Origin of the sequence: Streptomyces sp. LX-29, from assembly GCF_029541745.1 — a bacterium.
Lineage (GTDB): Bacteria > Actinomycetota > Actinomycetes > Streptomycetales > Streptomycetaceae > Streptomyces.
On record NZ_CP089746.1, the window covers coordinates 7881182 to 7901126 of the forward strand.

The following is a 19945-nucleotide window of genomic DNA, read 5'->3' on the forward strand; positions in this document are numbered from 1 at the left end:
GATTAGAACTCCCCCTCCGCATCAGAATGAGGTGTCTCAAGCGCCATTTCGACGAGGCTGTCGAGGTCCATCGCGTCGAGCGTTTCCGTCTGGTCATGGCTGGCCTGGGCGCGTGCTTCCCTGCGTTTGTCGACGAGTTCCAGCAGGGGTGCCAGCAAGCCTGCCTCCCTCAACGTCTCCAGGGGGAGTGACGCCATGGCTTCGCGAACGTCGGACTCCGTGCCCGCGGACAGGGGATCGGCGTCGTGAAGGTGGTCGTTGTCCTTCCCGGCGTTCGGGCAGAGGTCCGGGAAAGCGGCGGTCATGACGTGGTGGGCGAGGGCGTTCGGGGTGGGGTAGTCGAAGATCAAGGTCGTGGGCAGCTGGAGCCCCGTGGCCGCGGCCAGTCGATTCCTTAGATCCACTGCGGTCAGCGAGTCGAACCCTGACTCCAGGAAGCCGCGGTCGCCTGGCACCGCTTCCGGATGAGGAAGTCCGAGTGTGGTGGCGGCGTGGGTTTGGATGAGGTTGAGGAGGGTGGGGTGTCGTTTGGTGGGTGGGAGGGTGGTGAGTTGTTGGTGGAGGGTGGTGGGTGTGGTGGGTTGGTTGGTGTGTGGGGTGGGTGGGTTGGTGTGTGGGTTGTGTTGGTGTGTTTCGGGGATGTCGGTGATGAGGGGGTTGGGGTGGGTGGTGGTGAGGGTGGGGGTGAGTTGGTTCCAGTTGATGTTGGCGATGGTGGTGATGGTGTTGGGGGGTGTGTGGGTGAGTGCTGTGGTGGCGAGGTGGGGTGGGAGTGGGGTGAGTCCGTGGCGTTGGAGGTGTTGTTGGGTGGTGGGGTTGGCTGCCATGCCGGTGTGGGCCCAGGGTCCCCAGGCGATGGAGGTGGCGGGGAGGTTGTGGGTGTGGCGGTGGTGGGCGAGGGCGTCGAGGTAGGCGTTGGCGGCGGCGTAGTGGGCTTGTCCGGGGCTGCCCAAGGTGGCGGCGGCGGAGGAGAAGAGGATGAAGGTGGTGATGGGGTGGTTTTGGGTGAGGTGGTGGAGGTTGTGGGCGGTTTGTTTTTTGGCGTGGAGGGTGGTGTTGAGTTGGTGGGGGGTGAGGTTGGTGAGGGTGGCGTCGTTGAGGGTGGCGGCGGTGTGGATGACGGTGGTGAGGGGGTGTTGGGGTGGGATGGTGTTGAGGAGTTGGGTGAGGTCTTGGGGGTTGGCGGTGTCGCAGGCGGTGATGGTGACGTGTGCGCCGAGTTCGGTGAGTTTGGCGTGGAGTTGGGTGGCGCCGGGTGCGTTGGGTCCGCGTCGGCTGGCCAGCAGTAGGTGGGGGGCGGTGTGGTGGGTGGCGATGTGGTGGGCGATGTGGGTGGCGAGGGCTCCGGTGCCGCCGGTGATGAGGGTGGTGCCGTGGGGGTTCCAGGGTGGTGTGGTGTGGGTGGGTGGTGGTGTGGCGTGTTGGAGTCGGGGGGTGTGGAGTCCGTTGGGTCGGATGGCGAGTTGGTTTTGTTTGTGGGGGTGGTTGGTGGGTGTGGTGATGTGTTGGAGGGTGGTGGTGATGTGGTGGTGGGGGTAGTTGGGGGTGGTGGGGTGGTCGATGAGGCCGCCCCAGTTGTGGGGGTGTTCGAGGGCTGTGGTGTGGCCGAGTCCCCAGATGAGGGCTTGGGTGGGGTTGTTGAGGGGGTCGTGTGGTCCGGTGGTGGTGGCGCTTTGGGTGATGCACCACAGGGGGGTGTTGGGGTGTGTGGTGTTGAGGGTTTGGATGAGGGTGAGGGTGGTGTGGGTGCCGTTGGGTGTGGCGGTGTGGGTGGGGTGGGGGTTTTCGTCGAGTGCGAGGAAGGAGAGGATGTGGGTGGGGGTTGGGGTGGTGTGGGTGAGTTGTTGGGTGAGGGTTTGGGTGTTGGTTGTGGTGGGGTTGATGGTGATGGTGTGGTGGGGGATGTTGTGGTGGTTGAGGGTGTTGGTCCAGGTGGTGATGGGTTCGGTGGTGGTGGGGTTGGTGGGTGTGATGAGGAGGATGTGGTGGTTGGTGGTGAGGGGTGTGGGGGGTGGTGGTGCGGGTTTCCAGGTGGTGGTGTAGCGCCAGGTGTTGATGATGGTGTGGTCGCGTTGTTGGCGGTGCCATTGGGCGAGGGTGGGGAGGAGGGTGTTGAGGCTGGTGTGGTGTTCGGTGTTGTGGAGTTGGAGGGTTTGGGTGAGGGTGGGGAGGTCTTGTTCTTCGATGGCTTGCCAGAAGCGGGAGTCGATCCCACCCCCAACAGCGGTGAGCTCCTGACCTGTCGCCGACACATCTCCCTTCTCCGCAGAACCTTTCAGCCAATAGCGCTGGCGTTGGAAGGGGTAGGTGGGGAGGTCGACCCGTTGGGGTTCGGTGTCTGTGAAGGCTTGTTCCCAGGTGATGGGTAGGCCGTGGGTGTGGGCTTGGGCGAGGGCGGTCATGAGGGTGTCGGTTTCGGGCCGGTCGCGTCGCAAGGTGGGTGCGATGACAGTCGCCTTGAGTGCCTGTTCCTCGTGGTCCACATCTGTGTTGTGGAGGGTGGTGTGGGCGAGGGTGGTCAGGACGGCGTCGGGTCCCAGTTCGAGATAGGTGCTGGTGTCGTGCTCGGCGAGCCATTGGAGTCCGTCGTGGAATCGGACGGTGGCTCGGGCTTGTTCGGCCCAGTACTGGGGTGAGCAGGCTTGTTCGTCGGTGAGAGGCCGGCCGGTGAGGTTGGAGACCACCGGTAGCCTGGGCGGCTGGAACGACACCCGCTCCAAGGTGGTTTCGAACTCGTGGAGCATGGGGTCGATGTGGTGGGAGTGGAAGGCGTGGCTCACCCGCAGGGGCGTCGTCCGACAGCCGGCCTCACGCCAAGTGTGGCGTAGCGTGTCGATGGCGTCTGTGTCGCCGGAGACCACCATGGCGGTCGGCCCGTTGACCGCCGCCAGCGACACCCGCCCCTCAAAGCCTTCGTGCTCCAGGGCTTGGCGTACGGTCTCCTCACGGGCCTCGACCGCCAGCATCGCTCCACCGGCCGGCAGGTCCTGCATCAGCCGGCCGCGGGCGGAGACCACGGTGCACGCGTCGGGCAGGGACCACACCCCGGCCACATACGCGGCCGCCACCTCACCCACCGAATGACCCAGCAGGTAGTGCGGGGCCAGGCCCCATGCTTCCAGCAGGCGGAACAGCGACACCTCCAACGCGAACAACCCCGCCTGCGTATACACCGTCTCATCCACCAACCCCGAGCCACCCACCCCCGGCCCACAATCACCGGACCCGGATCCACCGACCTCCGGGTCGGTGAAGACCACCTCCCGCAACGGACGCTCCAAGCCTGCGTCCAGGAACCCGCACACCTCGTCCCACGCCCGCGCGAAGACAGGGAACCGCTCATACAGCTCCCGCCCCATCCCCACCCGCTGCGCGCCCTGTCCCGTGAACAACAACGCCAGCCGCCCACCCCCACCCACACTCGTGCCCGAAGCGCCACCGCTTGAGGTGGCGGCGATGGCGGTGGCGGTGGCGGTGGGGACGCTGCCGGTGATGACACGATCGGCCGGCTCGCCAGTCGCCAGCTGATGGAGGCCTTCCAGCAGCTCCTCCCGGTCCCGGCCCAGGACCACGGCGCGGTGCTCGAACGACGATCGGGTGGTGGTCAGTGACCAGCCCACATCGGCTGGTTCCAGGTGGGGCTGTGTTTGGAGGTGGCCGCGCAGCCGTAGTGCCTGGTCTCGCACTGCGCTCTGACTTCGTGCGGAGAGCAGCCAGGGAATCACCGTCGGGGCCGACCCTGTTTCCCGGCCTGTCACGCGGTCGGTCGTCGGCTCGTCTTCTTTCGGTTTGGTGGGCTGGGGTTCTGTGGGGGTGGGGGGTTGTTCGAGGATGAGGTGGGCGTTGGTGCCGCTGACGCCGAAGGCGGAGATGCCGGCCCGGCGGGGTCGTTCGGCGCGTGGCCAGGGCTGTGCTTCGGTGAGCAGGGATACGGCTCCTGCGGACCAGTCCACATGCGAGGTGGGGGTCTCCACGTGCAGGGTCTTGGGGAGCAGCTCATGGCGCATCGCCATGACCATTTTGATCACTCCGCCGACACCGGCGGCGGCCTGGGCGTGGCCGATGTTGGACTTCAACGATCCCAGCCACAAAGGCCGGTCGACGGGCCGGTCCTGGCCGTAGGTGGCCAGCACGGCCTGTGCCTCGATCGGGTCTCCCAGCGTGGTGCCGGTGCCGTGCGCCTCCACCACATCGACGTCGGTTGCCTCAAGGCGCGCGTTGGCCAGGGCCTGGCGGATCACCCGCTGCTGAGACGGACCATTCGGCGCGGTCAGACCGTTGCTCGCCCCGTCCTGATTGACCGCACTCCCCCGCACCACCGCCAAGACCGGATGACCATGACGCACCGCCTGCGACAACGGCTCCAGGAGGAGCATGCCGACGCCCTCTCCCATCCCGGTCCCGTCCGCACTTTCGGCGAACGCCTTACACCGCCCGTCCGCGGCCAACCCCCGCTGCCGACTGAAGCCGATGAACACGCCTGGCGTGGAGATCACCGTCACACCGCCGGCCAGGGCCATGGAGCACTCGCCGGCCCGCAACGCCTGGCACGCCAAGTGCAACGCCACCAACGACGACGAACATGCGGTGTCCACCGTGACCGCCGGACCCTCCAGGCCCAGGGCGTAAGCCACCCGGCCCGACACCACACTGGCGAGGTTTCCGGTCATGAGGTGTCCTTCGGAGACCTCCGGCGTCGTGGGCCATCCGGCCGCGTAGTCATTGCCGGTCGAGCCTGTGAAGACACCAGTCTGGCTGCCCTTGAGCGAGGTCGGGTCGATGCCCGCGCGTTCCACGGCTTCCCAGGAGGTCTCCAGCAGCAGCCGCTGCTGCGGATCCATAGCCAGCGCCTCGCGCGGCGAGATCCCGAAGAACGCCGGATCGAACTCGCCCACGTCACAGACGAAGCCGCCGGTACGCGCATAGGACTTACCCGGCTGCTCCGGATCCGGGTCGTAAAGCCCCTCCAGATCCCACCCGCGATCGCTGGGGAACCCGGAGATCGCATCAGCGCCGGCAGCCAACACTTCCCACAACGCCTCCGGAGATGTCGCGCCCCCTGGGTAGCGGCAGGCCATCCCCACGACCGCGATGGGCTCCGTCGACGTGGTGGTTTCCGCCGCGGTCCTGGTGAGCGTGGTCTGAGCCTGTTCGGGCGCATCGCCCATCGCCTTCGACAGTTCAGTCGCCAGATGGCCGGCGAGAGCGCTTGGGTTGGGGTAGTCGAAGACGAGAGTCGCAGAAAGGCGGAGGCCGGTGGCTGAGCCCAGTCGGTTGCGTAGTTCCACTGCGGTGAGTGAATCGAAACCCGATTCCGTGAACGCCCGCTCCACGTCCACGGCTTCGGGTTGCGGGTGTCCGAGCACGGCCGCGGCGTGCGTCCGCACCACGTCCAGGACGGCAGCCGTACGGTCGGGACCCGGCAGCTCAGCCAGTTGCTGACGCAGCGCGGAGAGTGCGCCACCGGCGTCGGCGCGCGTGGTCGTGGCGCGGCGAGGAACGGACACCAGCTTCCGGAGCAGTGGTGGCAGGGCGCCGGCTGCGGCCTGTGTCCGCAGCATGGCCGTATCGAGACGCAGAGGCAGCAGCAGCGCTTCGTCGGTCCGAGTCGCGGCATCGAACAGGGACAGACTCTGGTCGACGGACATGGGGGTGATACCCGCGCGCGCCGTCCGGGCCACATCGGCTCGGGCCAACCGGGCCGCCATACCCTCGGGCTGCTCCCACACGCCCCAAGCCAGTGAAACGGCGGGCAGACCAGCGCTTCGTCGATGCTGTGCGAGTGCGTCGAGGAAGACGTTCGCCGTTGAGTAATTGGCGATGCCCGGCCCGCCGAAGACGCCGGAGGCGGAGGAGAAGAGGGTGAAGTGGGTGAGGTTGGTGTGGTGGGTGAGGTGGTGGAGGTTGAGGGCGGCGTCGACTTTGGCGCGGAGGACGGTGTCGAGGCGGTCGGGGGTGAGGCTGGTGAGGATGCCGTCGTCGAGGGTGCCGGCGGTGTGGATGATGCCGGTGAGGGGGTGTTCGGGTGGGATGGTGGCGAGGAGTTCGGAGAGGGCGTGAGGGTCGGCGGTGTCGCAGGCCGCGATGGTGACCTGGGCGCCGAGTTCGGTGAGTTCGGTGTGGAGTTCGGCGGCGCCGGGCGCGTCGGGTCCGCGGCGGCTGGTCAACAGCAGGTGGGGGGTGTGGTGGTGGGTGGCGAGGTGACGGGCGACGAGGGAACCGAGCGCTCCCGTACCGCCGGTGATCAGTACCGTGCCCTCAGCGGTGTCCGACGGGCCCGAGGTGCCGTCCGCTTCCGTCTGGCCATCCGCGCCGTGGTGCGGAAGACGGGTGAGTCGGGGGGCGTGGAGTGTGCTGTGGCGGAGGGCGAGTTGGGGCTCTGTGGTGTTGAGGGCGGCTGTGGGGGCGTGGGTGGTGGAGGTGGGGTGGGTGTCGAGGTCGAGGAGGTGGAAGCGGTCGGGGTGTTCGGCTTGGGCGGAGCGGATCAGTCCCCATACGGGTGCGTGGGCGAGGTCGGGGGCGGGGTCGTCGGGGCCGGTGGTGACGGCGCCTTGGGTCACGATGACCAGTCGGGTTCCGGTCAGGCGGGGTTCGGCCAGCCATGCCTGTACCCAGGTGAGGAGGCGGTGTGCCACCGTGCGGACCTGCTCGGCTGTCTCTTGAGCTGCCACGGCCCACTCGGGCGGATCCCCATCGCCGCGGGTGGCGGTGGCGATGTCGGCACCGGTCTCGTTTTGGGGGTGGCGGGTGTGGGTGTGGGTGTGCCAGTGGTGGACGGTGAGGATGGCGGTGTCGGGGGGTGCCGCGCCGGAGTCGAGAGTGTGGATCAGGGCGGTGAGGTCGGTGTGGGTGTCGACGGGGGTTCCGGTGGCGGTCAGCGCGGCGCTCAGGTCGAGGGGGTCGTCATCGATGACGGCCCACTGCCCGGTGAGGGTGGTGGTGGGCGGTGCGGAGGGAACGGCGGCCCATTCCAGTTGGTACAGATGATCGTGGGTCGGGACGGGGCGGGCGATCCTGATCTGCTCGGGGCTGACCGGGCGAGAGACCAGGCCATCGACGGTGGCCACCGCGGTCCCCATGCCATCGCTGATGATCAACGCCATCGCATCCGGCGCCACGGGCGTCAGACGCACGCGCAAGGTGTCCGCACCGGCCGTTCGCAACCTCACCTGGCGCCAGAGGAAGGGCATCCTCGCGGGCATCGACAGGTCCGGAGGTTCGCCGCCGCTCGCCTTCCCGGCCGGAATAGCAGCATGGAGAGCGGCGTCGAGCAACACCGGATGGAGCTGGAACTGGTGCGCCTCCGTATGCCCCGCGGGGAGGGAGACCTCGGCGAAGATGTCATCACCACACCGCCAAGCGGCCTTGAGCCCCTGGAACGCGGGGCCGTACGTGAAGCCCCGGCCGGCCAGGCGCTCGTACAGGTCGGCCGTCGGCATCCGTTCGGCGCCGGCGGGGGGCCATGGTTCGTTCGTGCCGGTGCCAGCGAGGCCGCTGTCGGGGCTCTCGACGGACAGGATTCCGGTCGCGTGCTGAAGCCAGGCCCCTTGTTCGGACGTATCGCCCGGGCGCTGCACTCGAGAGTGAATGGTGAGTGTACGTCGGTCGTCGTCGTTAACCGCGCTGACAACGAGCTGGAGTTGGACGCCCGAGTCCTCGGGGACGACGAGAGGGGCGTGGAGGGTGAGTTCCTCCAGCTCGACGCAGCCGGTTTCGGCTCCAACATGCAGCGCGAGTTCGACAAACGCTGTGCCAGGGAGAAGGACCGTGTCCATGACGCAGTGGTCGGCCAGCCAGGGGTGGGCGCTCAGGGAGAGCCGCCCTGTGAAGACGTACCCACCGTTTTCGGCGAGCTGCACCCCAGCCCCCAGCAGTGGGTGACCGGCCTCCTCCAGACCTGCGGCTGAGACATCCCCCGCGGGGGTGGCGCTCTCCAGCCAGTAGCGCTGGCGTTGGAAGGGGTAGGTGGGTAGGTCGACTTGTTGGGGTTCGGTGCCTGTGTAGAGGTGTTGCCAGGTGATGGGGAGGCCGTGGGTGTGGGCTTGAGCGAGGGAGGTGAGGAAGCGGCGGGGGCCGTCTTCGTCGCGGCGTAGGGTGCCGATGACCAGGGGTTCGATGGTGTCGGTGGTGGCAGGGTCGGAATCGGTGGGGTCGAGGGTGTCGTGGATGGTGTGGGTGAGGACGGGGTGGGGGCTGGTTTCGATGAAGGTGTGGTGTCCGTCGGCTGCCAGGGTGTGGAGGGCGTCGGCGAGCCGGACGGGTTGGCGGAGGTTGTGGTACCAGTAGCCAGCGTCCATGTCCGGTCCTGTGATCCACTGGCCGGTGACGGTGGACAGCAGCGGAATGCTGGGAGCGGCTGGCGTGATGGACGCCAGGCTGTTACGGATTTCGTCCTCGACCGCTTCCACCTGGGGGCCGTGGGAGGCGTAGTCGACGGGGATACGGCGGGCCCGAATGTCCTGCTTGGCGCACTCGGCGAGGAGTTCCTCCACCGCTTCCGGTTCTCCGGAGACGATCACGGTGTGGGGGCCGTTGATGGCGGCGATGGCCAGCCGGTCCTGCCAGGCGGCCAGTCGTTCCTCGGCCTCGTTCACTGGTAGGGATACGGAGGCCATGGCGCCGTGGCCGGCCAGGCGGGCGAGGGCGCGGCTGCGGAGGGCGACCACCGCCGCGGCGTCGTGGAGGGTGAGTGCGCCGGCGATGTGGGCTGCGGCGATTTCGCCTTGGCTGTGGCCGATGACGGCGTCGGGGTGGATGCCGCATGCCTGCCACATGCGTGCCAGGCCCACCATGACCGCGAACAGTACCGGCTGGATGACATCCACCCGCTCCAGCGAGGCCGCGCCATCCGCCTGCCGCAACACCTCCCCCAGCGACCAGTCCACATGAGGCGCCAGAGCCTCCTCACACGCTTCGATGTGCTCACGGAACACCGAGGAGGAGTGGAGTAGGTCGGCGGCCATGCCGGCCCATTGGGAGCCTTGGCCGGGGAAGACGAATACGGTTTTGCCGGTGGGGGTTGTGGTGTTGCCGGTGATGACGTGTGGGGCGGGTTCGGGGGTGGTGAGGGTGTGGAGTCCGTTGAGGAGTTCGTCGCGGTCGCGGCCGAGGATGACGGTGCGGTTTTCGAAGCTGGTGCGGGTGGTGGCGAGTGACCAGCCCACGTCGACCGGGTCCAGCTCCGGCCGGTCTTGGAGGTGGTGCCGTAGTCGTACCGCGAGATCCCGTACCGCTGCCTCACCCCGCCCGGAGATCAACCACGGCACCACGGCCGACTCCAGCACCGGCACCGGAGGGTCCGCTTTGTTGGGTTCCTCGGGCTCGTTGGCCTCTTCTCGTACCGTGCTGTCCGGAGCTTGTTCGAGGATGAGGTGGGCGTTGGTGCCGCTGACACCGAAGGAGGAGACGCCCGCCCGACGTGGGCGTCCGGTGCGGGGCCAGGGCCGGGCCTCGGTCAGCAGCGATACGGCCCCGGCGGACCAGTCCACATGCGGGGTAGGGGCGTCCACGTGCAAGGTCTTGGGCAGCAACTCATGCCGCATGGCCATGACCATCTTGATCACCCCAGCCACACCGGCCGCGGTGCCCGTATGGCCGATGTTCGACTTCACGGAGCCAAGCCATAGTGGCTGCTCGGTGGGGCGCTCTCGGCCGTAGGTGGCCAGCAGGGCCTGGGCCTCGATCGGGTCTCCGAGGGTGGTGCCGGTGCCGTGGGCTTCGACGGCGTCGATGTCGGCCGGCGTGAGTCCGGCGTTGGCCAGGGCCTGGCGGATGACGCGTTGCTGGGACGGGCCGTTCGGCGCGGTGAGGCCGTTACTCGCCCCGTCCTGGTTGATGGCGCTGCCGCGGACGACTGCCAGGATCGGATGGCCGTTGCGCTGGGCCTGGGACAGCGGTTCCAGGAGCAGCATTCCCCCGCCCTCGGCCCAGCTGGTCCCGTCCGCCCCAGCCGCGAACGCCTTGCACCGCCCGTCAGCAGCAAGCCCTCGCTGTCGGCTGAACTCCACGAACACACCCGGTGTGGCGATCACCGTCGCTCCGCCGGCCAGCGCCATGGTGCACTCGCCGGCCCGCAGCGCCTGGCATGCCCAGTGCAATGCCACGAGCGAGGAAGAGCATGCCGTCTCCACGGTGACCGCCGGCCCCTCCAGGCCCAGGGTGTAGGCCACGCGGCCAGAGGCGACACTGGTCATGCTGCCGGTCAGCAGGTAGCCCTCGACACTCTGCGGCGCCACATCGAGGCGCGGGGCGTACTCCTGCGCCGCGATACCCGCGAACACGCCGATCTGACTGCCCTTGAGCGAGGTCGGGTCGATGCCCGCGCGTTCTACGGCTTCCCAGGAGGTCTCCAGCAGCAGCCGCTGCTGCGGATCCATCGCCAGCGCCTCTCGCGGCGAGATCCCGAAGAAGGCAGGGTCGAACTCGGCCGCGTCATGGAGGAACCCGCCCTCACGTACATAGGACATTCCAGGCTGGCCTGGAGTCGGGTCGTACAGCCGCTCGATGTCCCAGCCACGATCGCTCGGGAACTCCGAAATGGCGTCTGCACCCGCCGCCGTCAACTTCCACAACGCCTCCGGAGACGACGCTCCACCCGGGAAACGACACGCCATGCCGACCACCGCGATCGGCTCCTCGGTGCCGGTCGCCGACGTGCCACGTGTGGGACGGTCCACATCGGTATGCGTGCCATGAAGTTCGGCCTCAAGATGCTCCGCGAGGGTGGTGGGGTTGGGGTAGTCGAAGATCAGGGTGGTGGGCAGCGCGAGTCCGGTGGCTGTGCGAAGCCGATTGCGCAGGTCCACGGCCGCGACGGAGTCGAATCCCAGCTCCTTGAAGGCACGGCCTGGCTGTACCGACTTGGAGCTGCTGTGTCCGAGCGTGGCCGCCGCATGGCGGCACACCAGTTCCGTGAGCATGCGCTGCTGCTCAGCCTTGGAAGCGCCTGACAAGTGTTGCTGCAGTTCGAGAAAGGCGTCAGAGGTGGTGGTGCCTTCCTGAGCGGCTTGCAGCATCTGCTGCGCTGCCTCGGGCACGCCGCTGATCAGCGGGCTGGGCCGAACAGAGGACACCCGAGAAGCGAACTGTTGCCAGTCCAGATCCGTCACGACCACAGCGGTCTCGTCATGACTCACAGCCTGTTGCATGGCACTCAACGCGAGCTCGGGATCCATGCGCGGCGTGCCCAGCTGACTCAGCTGCTCCTCTGAACCGCCGTGGTCCTCGCTTCCCCTTGTCGCCGTCCACTTGCCCCAGGCGATGGAGGTAGCGGGAAGCCCGGACGCCCGCCAGCAGTGGGCCAGCGCATCCGTGTAGGCGCTGACTGCAGCGGACGGTGCGTGATCCGTACCTCCGAAGATCCCGACGGTCGAGGAGAAGAGGACGAAGGCGGTGAGGGGGGTGTCGCGGGTGAGTTCGTGGAGGTGTTGGGCTGCTTGGACTTTGGGGCGGGTGACGTGGGCGAGGTCGGTGAGGGTGGTGTGGGTGAGGGGTGCGTAGTGGGCGGTGCCGGCGGTGTGGATGACGGCGGTGAGGGGGTGTTCGGCGGGGATGGTGGCGAGGAGTTCGGTGAGGGCGTGGCGGTCGGTGGTGTCGCAGGCGGTGATGGTGACGTGGGCGCCGAGTTCGGTGAGTTCCGCCTGTAGCTCGGTGGCGCCGGGTGCGTCGGGTCCGCGGCGGCTGGTCAACAGCAGGTGGGGGGTGTGGTGGTGGGTGGCGAGGTGGCGGGCGATGTGGGTGCCGAGGGCGCCGGTGCCTCCGGTGATGAGGATGGTGCCGTTGGGGTTCCAGGGTTGTGGTGTGGGGGTGGGGTGGGGGGGGGGGGGGGCGGGTGAGGCGGGCGGCGAGGACGCCTCGGGGGCGTACGGGGGGTGGTGGGGGGAGGGGTTTCCAGGTGATCTTGTAGCGCCAGGTGTCGAGGGTGTGGCGTTCGCGTTGGCGTTGGTGCCAGCCGGAGAGCATCGGTAGGACGGCGCTGAGGGAGTCGTGTTCCTGGTCTGTCACGTTCAGGGTCTGGGCCACAGCGGTCAGGTCCTGGCGTTCGACCGCCTCCCAGAACCGGGCCTCCACACCATCCCGCTCCCCATCCACCCGAGTGGAGTGGAAGCCGCCGCGCTCGCAAGCCAGTACCGCTCACGCTGGAACGGATAGGTGGGTAGGTCGACTCGTTGAGCTTGAGTCCCTGTGTAGAGGTGTTCCCAGGTGATGGGGAGGCCGTGGGTGTGGGCTTGGGCGAGGGAGGTGAGGAAGCGGCGGGGGCCGTCCTCATCGCGGCGCAGAGTCCCGATGACCAGGGGTTCGATGGTGTCGTTGGTGGCGGGGTCGGAATCGGTGGGGTCGAGGGTGTCGTGGATGGTGTGGGTGAGGACGGGGTGGGGGCTGGTTTCGATGAAGGTGTGGTGTCCGTCGGCTGCCAGGGTGTGGAGGGCGTCGGCGAGTCGGACGGGTTGGCGGAGGTTGTGGTACCAGTAGCCGGCGTCCATGTCCGGTCCTGTGATCCACTGGCCGGTGACGGTGGACAGGAGAGGGATGCTGGGAGCGGCTGGCGTGATGGACGCCAGGCTGTTACGGATTTCGTCCTCGACCGCTTCCACCTGGGGGCCGTGTGAGGCGTAGTCGACGGGGATACGCCGGGCCCGAATGTCCTGCTTCGCGCACTCGGCCAGGAGTTCCTCCACCGCCTCCGACTCGCCAGAGACGATCACGGTGCGGGGGCCGTTGATGGCGGCGATGGCCAGTCGCCCCTGCCAGGCGGCCAGTCGTTCCTCGGCCTCGTCCACTGACAGGGATACGGAGGCCATGGCGCCGTGGCCGGCCAGGCGGGCGAGGGCGCGGCTGCGGAGGGCGACCACCGCCGCGGCGTCGTGGAGGGTGAGTGCGCCGGCGATGTGGGCTGCGGCGATCTCGCCTTGGCTGTGGCCGATGACGGCGTCGGGGTGGATGCCGCAGGCCTGCCACATGCGGGCCAGGCCCACCATGACCGCGAACAGTACCGGCTGGATGACATCCACCCGCTCCAGCGACGCCGCGCCATCCGCCTGCCGCAACACCTCCCCCAGCGACCAGTCCACGTAAGGTGCCAGAGCCTCCTCACACGCTTCGATGTGTTCGCGGAAGACCACTGAGGAGTCCAACAGATCGGCCGCCATGCCGGCCCATTGGGAGCCTTGGCCGGGGAAGACGAATACGGTCTTGCCGGTGGGGGTTGTGGTGTTGCCGGTGATGACGTGTGGGGCGGGGTCGGGGGTGGTGAGGGTGTGGAGTCCGTTGAGGAGTTCGTCGCGGTCGCGGCCGAGGATGACGGTGCGGTTTTCGAAGCTGGTGCGGGTGGTGGCGAGTGACCAGCCCACGTCGACCGGGTCCAGGTCCGGCCGGTCCTGGAGGTGGTGCCGTAGTCGTACCGCGAGATCCCGTACCGCTGCCTCACCCCGCCCGGAGATCAACCACGGCACGACCCCGGATTCCAAGACCCGCTCGCGTCCTTCATTGCCCATGTCGGAAGGCGTGCCGCCGGCTGGTTCTTCGACCTGAGATGGCTCCTCGAGGATGAGGTGGGCGTTGGTGCCGCTGACGCCGAAGGAGGAGACGCCCGCGCGGCGGAGCCGGTCGGTGCGGGGCCAGGGCCGGGCCTTGGTCAGAAGCGACACGGCCCCGGCGGACCAGTCCACATGCGAGGTGGGCGCGTCCACGTGCAGCGTCTTGGGCAGCAGCTCATGCCGCATCGCCATGACCATCTTGATCACCCCGGCCACACCGGCCGCGGCCTGGGTATGGCCGATGTTCGACTTCAACGACCCCAACCACAAAGGCCGGTCCGCGGAGCGATCGCTGCCGTAGGTGGCCAGCACCGCCTGGGCCTCGATGGGATCGCCGAGGGTGGTGCCCGTGCCGTGAGCTTCGACAGCGTCTACATCGGCTGCCCTCAGATCCGCGTTGGCCAGGGCCTGGCGGATGACGCGTTGCTGGGACGGGCCGTTCGGCGCGGTGAGACCGTTGCTGGCCCCGTCCTGATTGACCGCGCTGCCCCGCACGACCGCCAGCACCGGGTGGCCGTTGCGGCGGGCTTGCGACAGTGGTTCAAGGAGCAGCATCCCCGCGCCCTCGGCCCACCCCGTGCCGTCCGCGCTCTCGGCGAATGCCTTGCACCGCCCGTCCTCCGCCAGCGCACGTTGTCGGCTGAACTCCACGAAGCTGAAGGGGCTCGACATCACCGTCACGCCGCCGGCCAGGGCCAGGGAGCACTCGCCGGAGCGCAGGGCCTGGCAGGCCAGATGCAGGGCTACCAGCGACGACGAACAGGCGGTGTCGATGGTGACGGCCGGGCCCTCCAGGCCGAACGTGTAGGACAAGCGGCCTGACATGACACTGGTCGCGTTGCCCGTCACGACATAGCCTTCGACGCCGTCGGCGGCCTCATGGAGACGTGGGGCGTACTCCTGCGCCGCGGCACCTACGAAGACACCGATCTGCTTCCCGTGCAGCGAGGTCGGGTCGATGCCCGCCCGTTCCACGGCTTCCCAGGAGGTCTCCAGCAGCAGTCGCTGCTGCGGGTCCATCGCCAGCGCCTCGCGCGGAGAGAGACCGAAGAAGGCAGGGTCGAACTCGGCCGCGTCGTGCAGGAAACCCCCCTCGCGCACATAGGACTTGCCCGGCTGGTCAGGGTCGGCGCTATAGAGCTTGAGGAGGTCCCAGCCACGGTCGGTCGGAAAGCCCGAGACGGCGTCGCCGCCCGCGGCCACCAGGTCCCACAGAGCCTCCGGAGACGACACGCCCCCCGGGTAGCGGCATGCCATCCCGACGACCGCAATCGGTTCGTCCGGTGAGGAGAAGGTCACGGCGAGCGGTGAAGCCGGGCTGCTGTGGGTGTCGAGAAGCTCAGCACACAGATAGTCGGCCAGAGCGGTAGGCGTCGGATAGTCGAAAACCAAAGAGGTAGGTAGCTGGAGGCCGGTGGCCGCGGCCAGCCGGTTGCGTAGTTGCATGGCTGTGAGTGAGTCGAAGCCGAGCTGGCTGAAGGCACGGTCGCCGCGTACCGCTTGGGAGTTGGGGTGCCCGAGTGTGGTGGCGGCGTGGGTTTGGATGAGGTTGAGGAGGGTGGGGTGTCGTTTGGTGGGTGGGAGGGTGGTGAGTTGTTGGTGGAGGGTGGTGGGTGTGGTGGGTTGGTTGGTGTGTGGGGTGGGTGGGTTGGTGTGTGGGTTGTGTTGGTGTGTTTCGGGGATGTCGGTGATGAGGGGGTTGGGGTGGGTGGTGGTGAGGGTGGGGGTGAGTTGGTTCCAGTTGATGTTGGCGATGGTGGTGATGGTGTTGGGGGGTGTGTGGGTGAGTGCTGTGGTGGCGAGGTGGGGTGGGAGTGGGGTGAGTCCGTGGCGTTGGAGGTGTTGTTGGGTGGTGGGGTTGGCTGCCATGCCGGTGTGGGCCCAGGGTCCCCAGGCGATGGAGGTGGCGGGGAGGTTGTGGGTGTGGCGGTGGTGGGCGAGGGCGTCGAGGTAGGCGTTGGCGGCGGCGTAGTGGGCTTGTCCGGGGCTGCCCAAGGTGGCGGCGGCGGAGGAGAAGAGGATGAAGGTGGTGATGGGGTGGTTTTGGGTGAGGTGGTGGAGGTTGTGGGCGGTTTGTTTTTTGGCGTGGAGGGTGGTGTTGAGTTGGTGGGGGGTGAGGTTGGTGAGGGTGGCGTCGTTGAGGGTGGCGGCGGTGTGGATGACGGTGGTGAGGGGGTGTTGGGGTGGGATGGTGTTGAGGAGTTGGGTGAGGTCTTGGGGGTTGGCGGTGTCGCAGGCGGTGATGGTGACGTGTGCGCCGAGTTCGGTGAGTTTGGCGTGGAGTTGGGTGGCGCCGGGTGCGTTGGGTCCGCGTCGGCTGGCCAGCAGTAGGTGGGGGGCGGTGTGGTGGGTGGCGATGTGGTGGGCGATGTGGGTGGCGAGGGCTCCGGTGCCGCCGGTGATGAGGGTGGTGCCGTGGGGGTTCCAGGGTGGTGTGGTGTGGGTGGGTGGTGGTGTGGCGTGTTGGAGTCGGGGGGTGTGGAGTCCGTTGGGTCGGATGGCGAGTTGGTTTTGTTTGTGGGGGTGGTTGGTGGGTGTGGTGATGTGTTGGAGGGTGGTGGTGATGTGGTGGTGGGGGTAGTTGGGGGTGGTGGGGTGGTCGATGAGGCCGCCCCAGTTGTGGGGGTGTTCGAGGGCTGTGGTGTGGCCGAGTCCCCAGATGAGGGCTTGGGTGGGGTTGTTGAGGGGGTCGTGTGGTCCGGTGGTGGTGGCGCTTTGGGTGATGCACCACAGGGGGGTGTTGGGGTGTGTGGTGTTGAGGGTTTGGATGAGGGTGAGGGTGGTGTGGGTGCCGTTGGGTGTGGCGGTGTGGGTGGGGTGGGGGTTTTCGTCGAGTGCGAGGAAGGAGAGGATGTGGGTGGGGGTTGGGGTGGTGTGGGTGAGTTGTTGGGTGAGGGTTTGGGTGTTGGTTGTGGTGGGGTTGATGGTGATGGTGTGGTGGGGGATGTTGTGGTGGTTGAGGGTGTTGGTCCAGGTGGTGATGGGTTCGGTGGTGGTGGGGTTGGTGGGTGTGATGAGGAGGATGTGGTGGTTGGTGGTGAGGGGTGTGGGGGGTGGTGGTGCGGGTTTCCAGGTGGTGGTGTAGCGCCAGGTGTTGATGATGGTGTGGTCGCGTTGTTGGCGGTGCCATTGGGCGAGGGTGGGGAGGAGGGTGTTGAGGCTGGTGTGGTGTTCGGTGTTGTGGAGTTGGAGGGTTTGGGTGAGGGTGGGGAGGTCTTGTTCTTCGATGGCTTGCCAGAAGCGGGAGTCGATCCCACCCCCAACAGCGGTGAGCTCCTGACCTGTCGCCGACACATCTCCCTTCTCCGCAGAACCTTTCAGCCAATAGCGCTGGCGTTGGAAGGGGTAGGTGGGGAGGTCGACCCGTTGGGGTTCGGTGTCTGTGAAGGCTTGTTCCCAGGTGATGGGTAGGCCGTGGGTGTGGGCTTGGGCGAGGGCGGTCATGAGGGTGTCGGTTTCGGGCCGGTCGCGTCGCAAGGTGGGTGCGATGACAGTCGCCTTGAGTGCCTGTTCCTCGTGGTCCACATCTGTGTTGTGGAGGGTGGTGTGGGCGAGGGTGGTCAGGACGGCGTCGGGTCCCAGTTCGAGATAGGTGCTGGTGTCGTGCTCGGCGAGCCATTGGAGTCCGTCGTGGAATCGGACGGTGGCTCGGGCTTGTTCGGCCCAGTACTGGGGTGAGCAGGCTTGTTCGTCGGTGAGAGGCCGGCCGGTGAGGTTGGAGACCACCGGTAGCCTGGGCGGCTGGAACGACACCCGCTCCAAGGTGGTTTCGAACTCGTGGAGCATGGGGTCGATGTGGTGGGAGTGGAAGGCGTGGCTCACCCGCAGGGGCGTCGTCCGACAGCCGGCCTCACGCCAAGTGTGGCGTAGCGTGTCGATGGCGTCTGTGTCGCCGGAGACCACCATGGCGGTCGGCCCGTTGACCGCTGCCAGCGACACCCGCCCCTCAAAGCCTTCGTGCTCCAGGGCTTGGCGTACGGTCTCCTCCTGGGCCTCGACCGCGAGCATCGCTCCACCGGCCGGCAGGTTCTGCATCAGCCGGCCGCGGGCGGTGACCACGGTGCACGCGTCGGGTAGGGACCACACCCCGGCCACATACGCGGCCGCCACCTCACCCACCGAATGACCCAGCAGATAGTGCGGGGCCAGGCCCCATGTTTCCAGCAGGCGGAACAGCGACACCTCCAACGCGAACAACCCCGCCTGCGTATACACCGTCTCATCCACCAACCCCGAGCCACCCACCCCCGGCCCACAGTCACCGGACCCGGATCCACCGACCCCCGGATCGGTGAAGACCACCTCCCGCAACGGACGCTCCAAGCCCGCGTCCAGGAACCCGCACACCTCGTCCCATGCCCGCGCGAAGACAGGGAACCGCTCATACAGCTCCCGCCCCATCCCCACGCGCTGCGCGCCCTGTCCCGTGAACAAGAACGCCAGCCGCCCACCCCCACCCACACTCGTGCCCGAAGCGCCACCGCTTGAGGTGGCGGCGGTGGCGGTGGGGACGCTGCCGGTGATGACCCGGTCGGCCGGTTCGCTGGTCGCCAGCTGGTGGAGGCCTTCCAGCAGCTCCTCCCGGTCTCGGCCCAGGACCACGGCGCGGTGCTCGAACGACGATCGGGTGGTGGCCAGCGACCAGCCCACATCCGCCGGCCGAAGCTCCGGACATGCTTGGGTATGCGTCCGCAACCGCACCGCCTGCTCCCGCACGGCGCCCTCATCGCGTCCGGAGAGCAGCCAGGGAATCATCGTGGGGGCTCGCACCGGGTCCACCGCACGCTTCGGATCGGTGGCCGTTGGTTCGGTCGTGTCCGGATCCGACGCTTCCGAGGGCAGTTCATCGGAAGCTGGAGGTTGCTCGAGAATGAGGTGCGCGTTGGTGCCGCTGACGCCGAAGGAGGAGACCCCGGCGCGACGAGGCTGATCTGTAGAGGGCCAGGGCTTCGCTTCGGTGAGCAGGGATACGGCTCCTGCGGACCAGTCCACGTGTGGGGTGGGCGCGTCGACATGCAGCGTCTTGGGCAGCAGCTCATGGCGCATCGCCATGACCATTTTGATCACCCCGGCCACGCCGGCGGCGGCCTGCGTGTGGCCGATGTTGGACTTCACCGACCCCACCCACAGAGGTCGCTGCGCGGGGCGGTGCCGACCGTATGTCGCCAGCAGGGCCTGGGCCTCGATGGGATCCCCGAGAGTGGTGCCGGTGCCGTGGGCCTCCACCGCGTCGACATCGTCCGCGACGAGACCCGCGTTGGCCAGGGCCTGGCGGATCACCCGCTGCTGGGACGGGCCGTTCGGCGCGGTCAGCCGACTACTGGCCCCGTCCTGATTGACCGCGCTGCCCCGCAGCACCGCCAGGACCTGATGGCCGTGGCGTCGAGCGTCCGACAGCCGTTCCAGTACGAGCATTCCGGCGCCTTCGCCCCAGCCGGTGCCGTCCGCACTGGCGGCGAACGCCTTGCACCGTCCGTCCGCGGCCAGTCCTCGCTGCCGACTGAACTCCAGAAAGACGCCTGGCGTGGACATCACCGCCACGCCGCCGGCCAGCGCCATCGAGCACTCGTCGGCCCGCAGTGCCTGGCATGCCAGGTGCAGAGCCACCAAGGAGGAGGAACACGCGGTGTCCACCGTGATGGCCGGGCCCACCAGCCCCAGGGTGTAGGCCACCCGGCCCGACACCACACTGGTCGCGTTGCCCGCGAGTAGATAGCCCTCGACTTCCTCGGGCGCCTCACTCGAATTCGGGGCATAGCCCTGGGAACCGGCTCCGGCGAAGACACCGGTCTGGCTGCCCTTGAGTGAGGCCGGATCGATGCCCGCCCGCTCCAGGGCCTCCCAGGCCGTCTCCAGCAACAGCCGCTGCTGCGGATCCATCGCCAGCGCCTCACGCGGCGAGATCCCGAAGAACGCCGGATCGAACTCGCCCACGTCATAGACGAAGCCACCGGTACGCGCATAGGACTTACCCGGCTGCTCCGGATCCGGGTCGTAAAGCCCCTCCAGATCCCATCCGCGATCGGTTGGAAACCCGGAAATCGCATCGGTGCCGGCGGCCACGACCTCCCACAACGCCTCAGGAGAGGTTGCTCCTCCTGGAAAGCGGCAGGCCATCCCCACCACGGCAATCGGCTCGGTCGACGCGGTGACAAGCTGTTGGTTCTGCTGCCGAAGCTTCTCGTTCTCCTTGAGAGACGCTCGTAGTGCTTCGACGACCTTGTCACCAGATGAAGTCACCGTGATCTCCAAAAATCCGAATCCGCGCCATATGGGAGTGGCAGATTTCCGATAGTCGGGATTTGAATATCGATGGGGGATCGCTTGTTCTGGCCGGTTCGGCCGGCGTTCAATGGTGAGTAGTGGAACCGGTGGTGAGCAGGCTCTCGGCATGAGGGCGTGCGAATGCC

At 67.8% G+C, this 19945-nt stretch carries 2 protein-coding genes; both read right to left on the reverse strand.

Annotated features, from left to right (window positions below):
* Positions 1 to 2: 2 nt before the first annotated feature.
* The gene (locus tag LRS74_RS32200; protein ID WP_347178204.1) at positions 3 to 11771 is read right to left on the reverse strand and encodes a type I polyketide synthase; all 11769 of its coding nucleotides are present in this window, start codon (positions 11769 to 11771) and stop codon (positions 3 to 5) included.
* 255 nt (positions 11772 to 12026) lie between these two features.
* Positions 12027 to 19775, reverse strand: coding sequence for a type I polyketide synthase (locus LRS74_RS32205; RefSeq protein WP_277744320.1), 7749 nt, complete (start codon positions 19773 to 19775; stop codon positions 12027 to 12029).
* Positions 19776 to 19945: the final 170 nt, after the last annotated feature.